Here is a 14,723-nt window from a genome sequence, read left to right as displayed (position 1 = left end):
AACGTATGGTTTAGATGTGCAGACCCGTAGCAACCTGCTGAATCACAGCAGTACTCCCAAGCCCGATTACGCCGCTTAGAGCAAACGTCACGAGCTGAAACAGAATTCCGAACGCGACGGCCTTCCATATAAGCTCTCGTTCAAGACGCTTGACGTAGTCACGCGCGGTCTTGTCGATTACCTCTGGAAAATTCTTATATTGGACGTATGCGCTGATCTCGCTAATCATGTCGATCGACGGAAACTGATGCCCGCTGAGCGTCATCGCTTTGGCGAGATCAACTCCATGGCCGGTGAGGCCTCCACGGATCGGACGCAGACGCGACCTCAACCAGGGAGAGGCGAATTGAATCTGGCTGGTTAGGGCCTCGCGCTCGCCGATCTTCGCCATCCGCATCGCGGCAAATGCCATCACCCACGCAAGCCCCTCTACCTGCTTGTATGCATTGAATGGGAAGATATGGCGGTCGAAAAATTCACGGTGTGGTCCTGTCCACCTGGGCAATGCACGACCAGCCCAGATCGAAACGCCGATGAGAACAGTTGCAATGATCGGCGCAATGGGGCCGACAGCAAGCTGTCCCATGGCGTATAACAAGTATGCCCATCCTGTCCATCGGGATGGGGGCACCGATCCTTCGAACGAAGGGGTGACCCAGAAGCCGACGATGAAAAGGGTAAGGTACAGCGCGACAACGTATATCATCGGCGTGAAAACTGCGGCGAACATCTTCAACTGGAGGTTCGAGGTCACCCCACGGACATCAAGAATCAGCCGCATGCATAAGGGAAGCGTGCCAGCTTCTTCGCCGCCGGCGATAAGACCTCGTTCAAAGTGAGAGAGCTTTACACCAGATTTCTCGAAGGCGCTGACCAAAGTGTCGCCGTCAGTGACCATGCGATAGATCTGCCGGATGATCTCTGCTTCCGCCGGTTTCCTCTTTTGTTCGAGCCGATCCTGAAAATCGTACAAACTGGCCTCGATGCCACGCTTGTGCTCCAGATCATTGGCAGCCTGCTCATAGAACTGCTTTCGCAAAAGCCATGTGAGTTCCGCTGTCATGCTCCGTCTCTCCACTGCTTCAGCCCGACGGCGACGTGCGCGTCGATTGGATCGACTTCTCCTGCCAGAACCCTGTCGATGGCATGCGCCAACATCGACCGATCTGAACCGGGTCGAAGACGATGGTTCGTGCGTGCTACGCCAGTGCCTTTGCGTTTGATATCGTCCATTAGCGCTTCCGATGTCATGATGATTTCGGCCACCGGGAGCCGCCCGACCACTCCCGTGTGGTTACAGGCCGGACACCCTTTCCCCCGCACACACACTTCGCTTAGTTGTCCACTCGAGTGTCCTTGCCAAGATGCGATTGCCTCCCGTATGTACTTCGGCACTTCGTGAAGTGTCCCGTTGCTACTTGCCAAAGGCTGCTTACACTCCGGGCAAAGCCGCTGTACCAGTCGCTGTGCCATGAGTGCCTTAACGATGCTGTCGTTGCAGATCACCTCCTTGTTCAGCCGTTCGTTATCGAGCGTTTCCATCCGTAAAAACGTTTCGTAGGGGTCCTCCACGTGAGCGGTGGTTAGGCAAAATCGACCGGCCAGAGATGCCTGGATCGTCATTAGGCATTCCTCTGCATTTCGCCACTCGCCGATAAGAAGAAGATCCGGGTCCATCCGGAGGGACTCTTCGAGCAGGTAGGCGAACTTGTGTCCCTTCGCATCGAGAATCAGGGCCCATGGCTTTGGGTATTCCGGCGGGTTCTCGAACGTTATCTGTCGCTTATGTGGAAACAGCTGTGCATGCCGCCACATTAGCCAGTAAAGCAGCGTACTTTTGCCTGTATTGACCGGACCTGTACTGATAAAGATGCCGCCCGGCAAGCGGACAATCTGCTCGAGCATCTCCTTTTGCCCTTCGGTGAAACCCTTGAACTCCACCGCGCCTTCCGGGCGCGCTGGAGCACTTAGATGCAGGCTATGCTCCGGAGCGGCGTCGCCATGTCGCAACACGGAGGATTGCAGCCGGGCGATGAGGAACCCAGCACCGTCATCCACCGGGTATGCCGGTCCGCGGATGATCCGAATGCTCGACAGGCCGGTGCCCGGCAGCCAGTCGCCTTTGATCTGAGCGTCCTGGAACTCGCTGGGGACGAAGCTACCCTCGTTTGTTTTGGCGGCGCCGATATACATTGCGCGAGCGAGCTGCGTTCCCTCCGTCTTAGTCATCCGCATCTCTGTGTTGTCGACTCTCCACAGATCGCCGTTGATCCGAACCTGTACCTCCGCATGATTCTCGTGGATCAGCAAATGAAGGTCGGTGGCGTTGGCCTTCGCGCAATTCTCGTAAAGAGTGTGAGCGATCTTGAGGTTCGGCTGATCAGTCGTGTCGCGGCTAATTAACTGGCTGTGCTCCTGCTTCATCTCCTGGAGCTGCTGTGCGGCCGCCGAAATCACACTGGCGGACGGGACAAGCGCGCGGACATCCGTCATCCATGTGAGAAACTCCGGCGCGCCGCGGGAACGAGCATCCACGTAGATCACTGCTCTCTGCTCACTCAACACCCGGTCGACATCTTCCCTGCGAAGCATGGTCGCCTCGATCGCGAGATCGCCGATGCTCTTGCGCTCCCCCTTCGCTAACTGCTTCCCCTGTACACGAAGCAACTCGTTAACCTGCGTTTGCGTGAGTAGGCCCAAGGTAACAGCGATCTCCCCAAACCGACCTCCCACGGTCAACGGATACACGATGTTCTTCGCGACAGCGTCCGGTGGCGGTGGCAGAGCGACTTGATGCCGCGCCACCTCGTTAGCTTCGCTGTCGTCAGCGCGCGGGCCACCCGATAAAAACGGAATGCCGCTACGCACGCGCAGACGAAAGGTTTCAGGGATTCTCATGGCGCACCCGTTTTGTCTGCGATTTCGACCTGTTGACCGTCTGCTGACCCGAAGAGGCATTTCCCTCTGGATGAGGCCTGTTCAGCCCATAAAGTTCGCCGGCAATGAGCCACTGGTCCGCTTCGGAATTCCAGGTTACGGAGCGGATGCGCAAACCGCTCACCCTGTCGAAGGATGCGGCGAGTCCAAGCCAGGGTGCCCACGGGACGTTGATAGTCACGTGGGAAGATGTCCACGGACTTGTGTCCTTTGCCAAGGTGAAAGTCGGTAGCTCGGGTTTGGCCGCAGCCGCACCGATCGTCAGGGTGTATCCATGTACTTGTGCGAAGTCGCGAACCGACGCCTCGGCAACGTCGATGCTGTTCGCCATATCGGGCGATTTCTGGAATCTTGCTGAGGCCTTTTCTGATTCCGCCGACGACTGTCCTGTAGGGCTCAGGGTTCCCGGTGCATCGCTCGCGCGACCGTATGTGCGCGACCACGATTTATTGATAGCTATACCGTCGTTATCCAATGCACAGGTCCACGACACCAGGTTCCATCCTTTCAGGTCGAGGTGTTTTCCGCTCCATATGCGATGGCACGCGTCGATAGCTTGCGACGGCATTGGCTCGTCAACCCAAGGTCGAGTTACGACGGGCGGAAGTTTGACTGGCAGAGTGATCGCGCGAGGTTGCTCTGCGTGACGATGTTTCACTCCGTACCCAAGGACACGTCCAAGGAGGAATGCAGCGGCCAGCACAATCGCGAAGAGTATCGCGATCTTCGAGGCGTACGTTTTAACGAATCGAACCGATGCACGTGCTTGCATATCTTGCAAGCTGGGAGTGGCCGACGCCGCGGACAGCATGTCTGCGATGTCGTCGACGGTGCCTTCAGTCAGCTCGTTCCAGTTTCCGAGCCTGGTGTGATCGTCCCAGGCGCGCTCGAGCTCATTTCTCGTTCCAATCTGGTCGCCATCCGGAATAATCGCCTTTCGATCGCGTACGGCGACGTACCAGAACCGACCGTTTCCCAGTTCGTAGATAGCGCGCCATGGCGCCACTTGCTGACCGGCCACAGAGGCAGCGAGAGACTTAAGTCTGCCAGGCGAGTCGACGCCGGAAACAGGATCACAAAGACCGACCTGCGTGTGGCCTTCGCCAGTCTTGTACGTTACGCCCCAACGGCCCGACCTGACAGACCATGCGCGGATGGCCTCTGACTTCGGTGGCTGCGCGTGAGTGCGCCAGGCCAGCCCCGCAACGAACTCGCCTCTGACACCCGGAATGATCAGCGTCTGGGCCATCTCAGAATCTCACCACCTTGGTTTGCCCACCTGCGCCAGATCCTTTCCGAAGCTCGACGCTACTGTCGGTGATGGCGATCACCTTCCAACCGCTTCCGACGACATTGCCAACCTGCACGGATGGGTACGACCGGCCGTCTACGATCATGTCAGCTTCCCAGCGTCCATTGAAGGCGCCCGCGAACTGAATTGCGAACGCTTCTTGAGGCGCGAGAGCGAAGGTAGAAGATAGGAGCCCGACGGGTCTTGCGGCCGACGTTGCTGGGGTGCTAGGAGACCCTCTATCGGCAGCCTGACGCGCCCGAGCTTCGTCCACAGCGACTGCGGCTTTGTAGCGCGCGATTTCAGCACGGTCCTTCCAGAGTCTCTTCTGCTTCTCGATCGCAGCGGTCTCGTCAGACTCCGACGATTCAGTTTGACTGTCGACCGCCGCGCCCGGCGCCCCTGGTGCAGCAGCCAGGGCAGAAGGTCCACTTCCGGGTTGAAGCGCACCGCCTTCGGGATTTTCAGGACCCTCCGCTGCCTGGCGTCCCGAAACCGCAGATGGCAGAGCTGTGCTCACGATCGTCGTGTTTTCAGTCAAAGCTTTGCCTGATGTGCTGGCGAAGACAGCAATCGGGAAAAGCGCGAGTGCGATAGACCAAATCTTCATCCGATATTTCATCGTCATTTACCTCACATCAGGCGCGCGGTGATTACCACTGCAATCATGGTGTCGTTGTCTTGCGCATCGGAACCGCCACCCAGGATGGGCAGCGAAGGCGAACCGACTCCGTTGTCTGTAGACGTCAGCGTGTGCTGTCGAAGTCCTGTCAACACCAATGACTCACCAGGCTTCAGATTGACGTCCTGATGCAAGGTGTCGATGTGCCTGTCGGCAAGTTGAACTGAAGATGTCGTCGAAGACGACGTGGAGCTGCTGGAAGCTGCGAGCGGTGGGAACACCGTAAAAGTAGGTTTGTCCGTCAGTGTCAGTTCGAAGCTGATCACAATCCGCCCGTCGATAATCTTCGGCACAAACGATCCGGTGAAACCCGAAACCATCGTCGTTACCTGAGTGCTATTCGTAGCACCAACAGATGCGACCAGTGTCGACTGATTCGACGTTACGTGGTCCTGTTGCTCTGCATCCTGCAGGTCGATAGAGCGCCCGTTCTGGGTAACGCCGCCGGTACCATAGAGTGAGGTTACATTTCCGAGCGTCGACAGAGCCTGTACGGCCCCTTGCGTCCCACTCAGAGTGCCACCGACAATGCTTGCGCCAAAGGTCATCGCCGACGTATTGCTCAACACTGACGGCGCTGGGGCACCAGAGATGCTTGCACCCGTGTGAGCGCCTTTGCTTGTGTAAGCGAGCGCAAGATTCCAGCCGTAGTTATCCTCGCGCGTTTTCTGGACCTGATACAGGCGCACTTCGATCGCAATGTTCTTGCCGAAGGTGGCGTTGATGTCATTCTTGACCCAGGCCGCGAGGCGATCACACTGTGGCGGCGTTCCCGTAATCGTTAAAAGACTCAGATTCTTGTCCGCATAAACCTGTGCGCCCGGGCCCGCCACAGCCTGCGCCGAAGCTTGGAAGCTAAGCCATGGGTCGATCGACAAGGACTCCGAAGAAGTTTGCCCCCCGCTACCCGACTGACCACTGCTGCCGCTCCCCGTCGCGGCTGTACTTGTTCCCGAGCCGCCCATTACGTTTGGCGTACCTCCGGAATTGCTCGAATCACCCGTGGTAATAGAGCCACTCATAGAGCTGGCTTTGGGCAGACTCGCGATCGTGAACGTGCGGGTTTCCTTGCGAAAGAACGTGAGCGTCGCGTCCGCATATTTGGACCAAACGCCGAAGCGTGTGTCAACGATGTTCAGAAAATCCCCGAACTGACCCGTGAATTTGAACGCGACCGATGGATCGGCCAAGGGTTGAGCCGCTGCCATCCCCGGCAATGCGGCTGAAAGATCGGGTACCGCCCTGCCCGGTGCCGGTATCGCGCCCACCATACGGGGTCCAGCCACTTGTGCTGGGCCGGAACTAGCAGAGGACGAGCTTACGGAATCGTCAATTACTACGCGGATTCCCACGCGTTTCGATATCCAGTTTCCAATTTCTGCGAGTGTGAGACTCCCAGGGACGTTGTACGAAACGTCTTTGTTGTAAATCGCCGGTTCAGGCTTGCTCGCCGGAATCTGCTGGCCGAGCAACCACGCTCCTTTATGAATGACTACGACCGAGCGACTGTTTTGCGGCGTATCGAGTTTTGCCTGGGTCGTTGCAGTCATTGCTGCTTGCTGCGTGTGGACATCGTGTATAGCGCAGCCGCTCAGCTGGAGGGTCGCCATAGTGATTACGCTCAGCGACATGGCTCTTGAAGACATGCTCCTCATTGCTCGGCTCCCTGCGCCCCAGTCGGCGTAACGATAATCGTGTGATTCCCTTCCCATACATCTACCCAGATGTCAGCTCCGTTTTCCGCCATCTGGTCGAAGAACTGGATCGCAGCGTGCTCGAAGTCGCCGCTAAAAGACGCGTCGTTCGGTGCTGTCCAGTTGCCGGGAATGTTCCAAAGCACGGTCCAGCCTGCCTTCGCTCCGTCGGCGACAATCTGGTCCTCAAGCGGGAGGCCACTCTTAAGTGCGAACCGTTGGAGCTTGTCCGGGACAATGACCGGAGCTACTACGGGGTCCGATTCGGATGACGACGATCTGGCTTCGTCCAGTTGAGCGAGAGGCGCGATGTTTGTCGATTGAGTACTCGCAGCAACTGGCTTCGAGGTCGAGCTCCGCGACGCCAATGCTTGTGCCTGCTGGGTAAGTGCGATCGCCGGAACGGCGGTTGGCACGGAGTGCATTGCTGGTGCGGCGGAAGGTTCAATCGTCAGAGCGAGAGCCTCCTTCGCCGCGATCTGGATGCCGGCCGTATCTCCCGTAACTGGAGGGTTCGGCTGCGCCCGCAGGTCGATAAATCCCGCGTCAGTGGAGGGAGCTGCTTTCGTCGGGGTACTGGCCTGGACAATGGCCCGAAGTTCGACCCTGCGATCGGGCCCGTGACATTTGATGGCCTCCGCGTTTTGCAGCCGCGGACAATTCTTCGTTACCGGATTAGTATCGCCTACCCCGCTCGCGTCTATCGAAGCGGCTTGGACGCCCTGTTCAATGAAGAATGCCTTCACTGAATTTGCGCGTTGGTCTGATAGGCGTTCGTTGTACGTCGCGCCCCCGATTGGGTCGCTGTGACCCACCACGCTAAGACGGCTGATTTGATTGGTGCCGCCGAGGGAGTCAAACAGATTGGCGAGGCTTTCGCGGCCGGCCGGTGATAGCTTCGATGACCCGAAGGCGAACATGGCATCCGCAGAGAGTGTCGCCGTTACCGCGTGTGCAGCACTGGCTGTAATCTGTGGGGACGTGGACGGTGCTTGAGTAGGTTGAATGATCAGCGTGGTTGCGGCTGCGCGACTGAGGCTCGGGCCAAGGACGATCGCGACGCAGGCCAGCGCAGCGAGCGAGCGCGTCCAGGACGGGTTGTTGCCCAAGGATTCCATCAAGTGCTCCGGGGACGGGAAAGGATGCGCCAGAGCTGGTCTTGGTTGATGCTGCTAACTCAGCGGTATCAGGCGTTCCTGCCGATCATAGTGGAATCGCCCAAAGGTAAATTATTGTGCTTGCAGGTTTTATTTGGAGAGTTTTGGTTCCGCAACTGTCTTCGATCTGAAAGTGCAGACGCTAATGAATGACAAGAGCATCGCCCGGCGGTGGTCTGCCCTACCCTCACTCAGAAATTCTCGGACGTCCATTGGCGTGCGAGCTTCCGTGTGCTGGGAAAAGGCGAACGTGTAATCGGGTTGGGGCGTTCCGCGGCCTGCATTCTTTCGGAGAGGATATTGACCCGGTGGGACGCGGTAACAGTGAGATGGGTGCGCCACGGTGCTATCGGACAAGTGCTGTACGGCCGATCGTGGTGCGCATGTAGTTTTTTGCTTTCCCTATTTCGGATGTGCATACAGTTTTTCGGTATCGGTAACGCGAGCGGTATCGATTTTGTGCTATCCCTTTGCGAGTACGGCTCCGATTCGGCGATTCCGACTTTGACCCCCAACACGACTTAGCGGCATTGATCGCCAGATTCTTCCGATAGCGATGTCTGGCTACCGAGAGCCCTGGACGCCTCTACATCACCATGCACGGGCATCGTGCGGGGCGGCGGGAGGTTCATGCATTCGGCGTTTCTGATGTCTTGTTCGGCCGTCATGCGGCTGCACCGTCAGCAATGTCAGTGCGACCAAACTGGCGCCCTGCCCCTGCCCCTGCGTGGCGCAGCAGCTGCTTGAGTTGTGCCAGCCGCGTATCAATCTCAGGGGTCAGCACGCGGGAAGCAATGACGGTCGGTTCAGAACGTCTAGAGCCCGCGTTTTGCGTTAGACGTTCGCGTCGGCGGGCGGCAAAAGCCTCCTGGTCCTCAGCGGTAGCGACGCGGATTCTGCCGGCATTAAGGGCCGCGACAAAGGCCGGTTTCCAGGTTCCTGCTGCAAGGCGTGGAGTGCACTCGGACGAGTTGTGGACGGTCATGGATTCGCCACCCTGCCCAATCACGATCTGACGTTCACCGGCTAGATCGACGAAGGTTTGATCGGCGCACCGGGCGAGCGTCTGTTCAAGCTCGATCGCGTCGAGCTGCTCACGATGGGCACGTTCGGCGCTCGCCTGCTTGACCCGCATCTGGTGTCCGAAATCGACTGGCGAGCGCAGCAGGGTCCGAAGGTAGTTGATGGGCCGCTCGGCTTTTCGCAAATGTTCCCAGGTAGCCTCCACCACGTCGGAGAGCATTTTCGAATGCAACTTGGCTTCGCGCATGAGCTTGAAAATTAGAAATTCATGAAAACCCAGGTTCATCAAGCGCGTGAGGTCGCGAGGGACCGTGCCTGAGTGTCTCTTTTGAATCTTAGGGTCAAGATCCTTATATATACCTCCGTCTGCCACGGTGGCAGACGGAGGGACAAACGAAGTGGTGAGAGTGGTACTGGCCTGGTCAGAATTCGCGGATAAGGCAGGCGGAAGTGGAGTTGGTGCAGGATCAACGGAAGAGGGTGGGAGTTCATTAGCGAGGCCCAGGAGGGCTGCGGCACGCTCCGTGAGGTGGATGTATGCGCGGCCGAACAAGCCAGCTTCAACGTAGCGGGACTGAGCACGACGATCGATGAATCCGGCTCTCTCCAGATCGTCCAGGCTTCGATAGAACGTGCGCATGGATTGCATGGCACGGCCAGTGAGTAGCTCGCGTCTTGCAAAGACAGCAGCGTATGGTTGAGCGGCGTCGACAGTGCGGGCAAGTGCAGCTAGAACTGCCCGCGCACGTTGTGGAAGTTGCTCAGTGTGATTTGCTCGGAACGCAGCGCGAAAAATGACCCAGGGAAGGTTCACCGAATCGCAATGAAAAGCGGCGAGGGCAGCCGAATCGGAGCCATCGATTTGAGTCTGAGGTGCTGAAGGGTACAGATCACCCTCGCCAGCAACGAAGCGTTGCGCGATAGACATGTCGAGCGGTCCATTTACAAATAAACGGATTTCAATGCTTGACTGTCGATCTCGTTGCGCTACACTCCGGGTTGAGAGCAGTCCCTTTCCAGTTTCCAGCTGGGGAGTCTAGTGAGTGACGAGAATCGTTAGTCAAGTCCACTTACGCAAAAGCCCGCGGTTTCCAGCCGGGGGCTTTTGTCTTTTATGGGGCCTTACTGCATGAGTCCTCCGCGTATGTTAAGACTCTTAATGCATTGATTTTAAACAACATTATTTCTCAAATGCTTTCGGATGGGTTCTTAGACTCGTTTTCAATGAGTGCCCGGATGCCTGCATGCAAACGCTCCGCTTCAGCTTCCGACTTGAACTCCAGGCGTACGACATTCTTGGCTCGCCGCATTTCGCAGTACGTCGTCTTGCCCTGCTTAATTTTGTCCGACGCTGGGCTGGCCGCTTCCTTCTTCGGCTTTGTCGCATCCTGGCCGGCCAGCTTTACTGCCTGACTCTGATCGATCTCACCAGCTGCCAGTCTCCTAACGGCGTCCGTAACTTGTGTCGTTTTCCCCTGCTTCGCAATTCCGGCTAGTGCGGCCACCGCAGTCGAGCCAATGATGTCCGGCTGTCCTTCGATCACCGAAAGGGCGTCAAGCGGCAACTGGTCAAACGCGAAGATGTAGGAGACCATAGCGGGCGTCACGCCGAACTGATCCGCAATCGCCGCTTGGGTCAGTCCCGGAGTGCGTTCAATGCGAATCTTGAAGCCAAGATACTTCTCGTAGTCCGTCAGTCCTGACTGCATCAGGTTGGCATTGAAGGCGCCGTCGGTGACCTCGTCGTCACTCCCTTCAATGACCACGCACCTGATCACCTCGCGCCCGATCTCTCGGAACGCGTCAACACGATGGTGACCGGACACGATCTCGAAACGCCCGTCTGCAGTCTTGCGAACCACCACGGGGTGGATTAGCTTGTTATGCCGCAAGTTTTCACGCAGTTCAGCATACTTTTCCGCCGTCATCTTTCGACGACGACCGGGGATTTCGACCAGTGCATCAAGACCTAACTCAGCGCCTGCATTAGACGCCACCTGAAGTTCCTGGCGCAGCTTGCCGATCTGGAGTTCCAGATCGGCAACCAGTTTGTCTTTAGCTGCCAGCATCGGCATGGCCTCGAGTAGCCGCCCGGGCGCCGTCTTAGGACCGCCGTCGGTCGGTCGTGTACTTGCTCGGTTCTCATCGGAAGCCGCCGCGATGGCAGCGTTCTTCGCTGCTAACTTGTCCCGCAAGTTCATGCCGGCACCTCCAGCGATTGCGCCTCCAGCGTCCACAGTGCGGTGAGCTGTTGGTCTATCATCTCGGCGAATCGGTCGTAGGCCTCTCGCGCACGCTGATACGTTTTGTTGCTGCCTTCGTACTTGGAGATGTCGTAAACCGTCCCGAACTCCATCGATGCTGTCGTCGTCACGGTCGTCGCCGGGATCTCGATCGGGAGCACCAAGCTGTCGTACGAACGCGTGATCCACTCGCGTACCTTGTTAGTCGCGATCTGATTTGAGTCCACTTTCGTCAACAAAACGTGCAGGAAGTCAAAACGCTTGTCGAGCTCAGGCACGACGTTCTTCATGCTCTTGCCAAGATCTGTAAAGAGGGACCAGAACTGGGTCGAGGATGCATAGTCGAGCGCATTGGGCGGAATAGGAACAATCAAGCCATTCGCCGCCATAAAGGCGTTAATGGTCACGTAGGACAGGGCTGGGGGCGTGTCGATAATGATGGCGTCGTACCGGTCGAGCAGTGGTTCCAGGCCGGCGTTAAGCACGTCCCAAAACCTAAACGTCGAGTCTTGCGATTGTTTGAACGGTAGATAAAACTCAGCGGAGAATAGGGCAGCACTCGCTGGGATCAAGTCGATGCCATCCCAATATGTCGCCTGAACGGCATATTCCAGGTCGGGCTGTTCACCGTAAATTAACGGGAGAATGGTCTGGTCTTCGGTGACCTCACTATCGGCGATCACACCGTTCAAGGCACTCAGCGACGCTTGCGGATCCAGGTCCACTAAAAGCACGCGGCGGCCGAAGAGGGAAAGGCCTTGCGCCAGCGTCATTGCAGTCGTTGTCTTAGTAACGCCGCCCTTGAAGTTACCGATGGCTATCTTCTTGCCCTTGACGCCTTCCGGGCGGGGCGTGAACGGCCCTACCTTTTTGATCCACTCGCGAGCCTGTACTAAAGTAAACTCACGCGATCGCGGCATACTGGTGCCCTGAGGCAAGCCCAGTTCGGCGCGCTCCCAGTAATAGTTCACTTTCTTCCGATCAATCCGACAGAGCGCTGCGAGCTGTGGTGTCGTGAACACCGGCGGATGTTTTTTCGGATGTGGCAGCAACATTTGCTCCCGGACAGTCAACAAGGTTTCGTTGGCGTGATCCGAGATAATTTCAATGTCGTCGAGCGCGAATGACGTGGGGGTGTTGTTCACGGTGGTCGCGATCGAGACGATGGGCTTACCATTGGCTCCCATGGGATCCGTCCTGTATCGGGTGATCTAACGGATTCGCCGCTGGTCGAACTATTGAGCGCTGATCGGCGAATTTGCTCGAAATGTACCCGGTAAACATGGGAACTGCAAGTAAACTTTCAACGTCTTCGCAAGGCGCATCGCTTGTCCAGTATGGCTGTCGGGCCGATTTCTCGACATCACGTCAAAAACAAAGGGCAGAAAGCGTCATAGTTCTGAACCCTGCATCTGCCCAACCGCAGTCCGTCAGCAAAGAAGGTCAAGCTGACCGGAACGTAGAAGGGGCCACAATCGGGGCCGCAATCGAGCTCAAAGAGCGGCACCAACAGCGCACCCGAGGCCGACAGCGCGGGGTCAGCCGGGCGGCCAGAGCAAGGGTTTGCGTGTGTTGTCGGCGGGTCAGTCCAAAACTACTGAACATTAGCGCGGTAATGTCCAGTAGATCGCCGGCCAGCCAAGGGATTGACGGGCTCCCCGGCAGTCCGCCACTGCCGCGGTTCGATGGGACGCATCGAGGTTTGCTGAATCACCCGCGGACCATATGCCGGAACGGCGGCTGATCGACTCTCGGTTGAGCACCGCGGCACGGCCTGCGTGCCAGAGCGTTCCGCAACTCTGCAACTCGTGAAACAATCAACGTTGAATTCGCGGCACCCTGAAACCTATATCCAGCATGGAGTGCCAGCAATAAACGCAAGAATGTTTCACGCTTTCGGGAAACTACTTTGGGCGCGATGCGGTTTCAACGGCTATTTTTGCGTTGGCGAACAGCGAAATGCCCACCGAATGAATCGTTTGTACTGGATAGGATGTAAAGCGTATTAATCACTACGTCCCGAAGGGGGCCTGGTCAGCTGGGCCGTCGGCCGCAGGCGATTCGAGCTTGCACATTGCCAATGGACTTTTTCGAAAGGGCAGGGTGGACGACGACACGGTGATCACCGATACGAACGCTGGCAGCATGTTGGCGAGCTCGTCGAGCTGGTGCTCTTTGCGAGGGAGACGGAGCACCAAGCTAGATCGTCGCGTGCGATGCCAAGTGGTTGATGCGGCGCAAGTGAGAATCTCACGGATCGCCACCCTGGACTTTACTGAAGACGGCCGTCGCTGAATCTCGCGCAATTCATGCAACCGTTTTTGATCCCATCAAAGGTTGACAACTCCGCTCTGTCATCGAGGTGTGAAGGCCCTTAATGCCGCGACAGCGCTGCCCCGCCGGGTCCCCGACGCAAACTTTCCCCGGGTCACGCCAAAACGGACGGACATTTCTGTATCACTTTTAAAACAACCGACAAATGCTTATGCGATCACGGTTTCAAGGTCGCAAATGCAGGTGTTTCAAACGGCGTTATAGAAATCGGATGCGCCTCCAGTAAGGCATTGAACAGACGAAAGCGTTTGCGCGATTGATCGGACGGATAACTCCGGTTCGATCAGGCACTGTTCAAGACTGAATCAAAAACGTTCTCATCCCTACTGTGCGCTACTGCATATCCTAGGGCGCTCCATGATGGCATTGGGTTTTACGCCTACTGGCACGGTCCTCGCTATCTGTGTGGTGCAGCACTAGCCAATGTCGAAATTCGAAACAAGCAAACGACTTTGGCAGAGCTGCTTACGGGGCTGGTCGCAATACGTCTTCGATGGATGCCGTTAGATGCATCACGGGACGCGGGGTGGACCAGAATAAAAATACGGCGCACAGCGCACGAATCAGAGAAGAAAAACATGTTGACCCTTCAATCCGACCTGCACGGCAATCATTTGTTGGGTGCGCTTCCGGCGCACGAATGGCAAGCGCTTACACCGCATCTGGAACTCGTTCAGCTTCGTACAGGCCAACTGCTTTGTGATTCAGGGCAACGGATCCATCACGTGTATTTCCCGACGACCGCCATCATCTCTCTGCTTCACTCGATGGAAGACGGCAGCTCGGCGGAGATCGCCGCCATCGGCCGGGAAGGCATGACCGGCGTTCCTATCCTGACCGGCGGCGATACCATGCCGACGCGCGTTCAGGTTCAATGCCCGGGCTTTGCTTATCGGATGAGCGCCGCCGCCTTGCGCGAGCAGTTCAATCGCTCGGATTTCCTGCGCCGCCTGATGCTGCTGTACATGCAAGCCCTGCTGACGCAAGTCGCGCAGACCGCCGCGTGCAACCGTCACCACTCGCTGAGCAAGCAACTGTGCCGCTGGTTGCTGATCGAGATTGACCGTACGCCGTCGAACGAGTTTCAGGTGACGCAGCAGATGATCGCCGACATGCTGGGCGTGCGTCGCGAAGGGGTCACGGAAGCGGCAGGCAAGCTCCATGACGCGGGCCTGATCCATCACAGCCGTGGTTGTATCAAGGTGCTGGATCGCGCAGGTCTGGAAGCCCGGGCGTGCGAATGCTATGGCATCGTCAAGCGCGAGTTCGACCGGATGCTGCCACGCGTGCGCCAGACTGAGGAAGTCTGCTAAGGGTTGTCCTGTTGCCGCGAAGGTCTGGTCGCGCGGATCGGTGAATGAG

At 57.4% G+C, this 14,723-nt stretch carries 10 protein-coding genes; 1 reads left to right on the top strand and 9 read right to left on the bottom strand.

The features are described from left to right. Positions 1-10: 10 nt before the first annotated feature. From ACSQ8V_RS39230 to ACSQ8V_RS39190, 9 genes are all read right to left on the bottom strand, one after another. A complete protein-coding gene (locus ACSQ8V_RS39230) occupies positions 11-1,063 on the bottom strand; it encodes a type II secretion system F family protein (protein WP_436209481.1) in 1,053 nt (350 codons plus the stop codon). After that, positions 1,060-2,898 carry an ATPase, T2SS/T4P/T4SS family gene (locus ACSQ8V_RS39225; RefSeq protein ID WP_436209480.1) on the bottom strand — a complete coding sequence of 613 codons (1,839 nt, stop codon included), beginning with the start codon at positions 2,896-2,898 and terminating at the stop codon, positions 1,060-1,062. Before ACSQ8V_RS39225 ends, ACSQ8V_RS39230 begins: the two co-directional genes overlap by 4 nt. Next, on the bottom strand, positions 2,885-4,186 hold the full coding sequence (gene pilO2, locus ACSQ8V_RS39220; RefSeq protein WP_436209479.1) for a type 4b pilus protein PilO2: 1,302 nt from the start codon (positions 4,184-4,186) through the stop codon (positions 2,885-2,887). The genes ACSQ8V_RS39225 and pilO2 overlap by 14 nt, the downstream gene beginning before the upstream one ends. A gap of 1 nt (position 4,187) precedes the next feature. Further along, entirely contained in the window at positions 4,188-4,856 is a 669-nt protein-coding gene (locus ACSQ8V_RS39215) for a hypothetical protein (RefSeq protein ID WP_436209478.1), read from the bottom strand. A 5-nt stretch (positions 4,857-4,861) separates the two neighbouring features. After that, on the bottom strand, positions 4,862-6,382 hold the full coding sequence (locus tag ACSQ8V_RS39210; protein ID WP_436209477.1) for a pilus assembly protein PilN: 1,521 nt from the start codon (positions 6,380-6,382) through the stop codon (positions 4,862-4,864). Positions 6,383-6,561: 179 nt separating this feature from the next. Next, positions 6,562-7,722 carry an OmpA family protein gene (locus tag ACSQ8V_RS39205; protein WP_436209476.1) on the bottom strand — a complete coding sequence of 387 codons (1,161 nt, stop codon included), beginning with the start codon at positions 7,720-7,722 and terminating at the stop codon, positions 6,562-6,564. A gap of 703 nt (positions 7,723-8,425) precedes the next feature. Continuing rightward, entirely contained in the window at positions 8,426-9,070 is a 645-nt protein-coding gene (locus ACSQ8V_RS39200; RefSeq protein ID WP_436209475.1) for a hypothetical protein, read from the bottom strand. A gap of 901 nt (positions 9,071-9,971) precedes the next feature. Further along, positions 9,972-10,985: a ParB/RepB/Spo0J family partition protein gene (locus tag ACSQ8V_RS39195; RefSeq protein ID WP_436209474.1), complete on the bottom strand. Its 1,014-nt coding sequence runs from the start codon at positions 10,983-10,985 to the stop codon at positions 9,972-9,974. Further along, a complete protein-coding gene (locus ACSQ8V_RS39190; protein ID WP_165989366.1) occupies positions 10,982-12,214 on the bottom strand; it encodes a ParA family protein in 1,233 nt (410 codons plus the stop codon). Before ACSQ8V_RS39190 ends, ACSQ8V_RS39195 begins: the two co-directional genes overlap by 4 nt. Positions 12,215-13,939: 1,725 nt before the next feature. On the opposite strand from ACSQ8V_RS39190, the gene ACSQ8V_RS39185 reads away from it, so the two are divergent. Continuing rightward, complete coding sequence (locus tag ACSQ8V_RS39185) at positions 13,940-14,674, top strand: Crp/Fnr family transcriptional regulator (RefSeq protein WP_097276643.1); 735 nt, start codon at positions 13,940-13,942, stop codon at positions 14,672-14,674. Positions 14,675-14,723: the final 49 nt, after the last annotated feature.

The sequence above is a fragment of the Caballeronia sp. LjRoot31 genome, assembly GCF_964253885.1.
GTDB lineage: Bacteria > Pseudomonadota > Gammaproteobacteria > Burkholderiales > Burkholderiaceae > Caballeronia.
Note: the sequence above shows the minus strand (reverse complement) of the source record. Positions and strands in the feature narration are given on the sequence as shown.

What these genes read in the sequence shown, in the direction of transcription:
- ACSQ8V_RS39230 (WP_436209481.1), bottom strand. Translation starts at nt 1,063, where the DNA reads ATGACAGCGGAACTCACATGGCTTTTGCGAAAGCAGTTCTATGAGCAG.
- ACSQ8V_RS39225 (WP_436209480.1), bottom strand. Translation starts at nt 2,898, where the DNA reads ATGAGAATCCCTGAAACCTTTCGTCTGCGCGTGCGTAGCGGCATTCCG.
- pilO2 (WP_436209479.1), bottom strand. Translation starts at nt 4,186, where the DNA reads ATGGCCCAGACGCTGATCATTCCGGGTGTCAGAGGCGAGTTCGTTGCG.
- ACSQ8V_RS39215 (WP_436209478.1), bottom strand. Translation starts at nt 4,856, where the DNA reads ATGACGATGAAATATCGGATGAAGATTTGGTCTATCGCACTCGCGCTT.
- ACSQ8V_RS39205 (WP_436209476.1), bottom strand. Translation starts at nt 7,722, where the DNA reads ATGGAATCCTTGGGCAACAACCCGTCCTGGACGCGCTCGCTCGCTGCG.
- ACSQ8V_RS39200 (WP_436209475.1), bottom strand. Translation starts at nt 9,070, where the DNA reads ATGAACCTGGGTTTTCATGAATTTCTAATTTTCAAGCTCATGCGCGAA.
- ACSQ8V_RS39195 (WP_436209474.1), bottom strand. Translation starts at nt 10,985, where the DNA reads ATGAACTTGCGGGACAAGTTAGCAGCGAAGAACGCTGCCATCGCGGCG.
- ACSQ8V_RS39190 (WP_165989366.1), bottom strand. Translation starts at nt 12,214, where the DNA reads ATGGGAGCCAATGGTAAGCCCATCGTCTCGATCGCGACCACCGTGAAC.
- ACSQ8V_RS39185 (WP_097276643.1), top strand. Translation starts at nt 13,940, where the DNA reads ATGTTGACCCTTCAATCCGACCTGCACGGCAATCATTTGTTGGGTGCG.